The sequence below is a fragment of the Rahnella sp. CFA14(1/10) genome (assembly GCF_004195095.1).
GTDB classification, from domain to species: Bacteria; Pseudomonadota; Gammaproteobacteria; order Enterobacterales; family Enterobacteriaceae; genus Rahnella; species Rahnella perminowiae.
Map to the genome: position 1 here is coordinate 1 of NZ_SEWS01000027.1, position 983 is coordinate 983.

At 51.1% G+C, this 983-nt stretch carries 1 protein-coding gene; it reads right to left on the reverse strand.

The genetic code is table 11. The annotated features are described in order from the left end of the window. Nucleotides 1–983 (reverse strand): elongation factor Tu (gene tuf / locus EVX52_RS25060; protein WP_129955688.1); only part of this gene is annotated, 983 nt, incomplete at both ends.

Below are 983 nucleotides of genomic sequence, written 5' to 3' on the forward strand. Positions count from 1 at the left end.
TGGATCAGCGTAACAACCATGTTCACGTTGTCACCAGGCATTACCATCTCAACGCCTTCTGGCAGTTCGATAGTACCGGTCACGTCAGTTGTACGGAAGTAGAACTGTGGACGGTAGCCTTTGAAGAATGGAGTATGACGACCACCTTCATCTTTGCTCAGGATGTACACTTCGGAATCAAACTTGGTGTGTGGTTTGATTGAACCTGGTTTAGCCAGAACCTGACCACGTTCGATGTCTTCACGTTTGATACCACGCAGCAGAACACCCACGTTCTCGCCTGCACGGCCTTCGTCCAGCAGTTTGCGGAACATTTCAACGCCAGTACAAGTTGACTTAACAGTGTCCTTGATACCGACGATTTCAACTTCTTCGCCTACTTTAACGATACCGCGCTCTACACGACCGGTTACAACTGTACCACGACCGGAGATGGAGAATACGTCTTCGATTGGCAGCAGGAATGGCTTATCGATAGCACGCTCTGGCAATGGAATGTAGCTGTCCAGTGCTTCTGCCAGTTCGATGATTTTCGCTTCCCACGTTGCATCGCCTTCCAGTGCTTTCAGCGCTGAACCTTTGATGACCGGGATGTCGTCGCCTGGGAATTCGTAAGCAGAAAGAAGTTCACGAACTTCCATTTCTACCAGTTCCAGCAGCTCTTCGTCATCTACCATGTCGCATTTGTTCATGAACACGATCATGTATGGAACGCCAACCTGGCGACCCAGCAGGATGTGCTCACGCGTCTGAGGCATAGGGCCGTCAGTTGCAGCAACAACCAGGATAGCGCCGTCCATCTGAGCAGCACCGGTGATCATGTTTTTCACGTAGTCGGCGTGCCCTGGGCAGTCAACGTGCGCGTAGTGACGAGTCGGGGTGTCATATTCAACGTGTGAAGTGTTGATGGTGATACCACGAGCTTTTTCTTCTGGTGCGTTATCGATCTGGTCGAATGCACGTGCAGAACCGCCGTAGGTTTT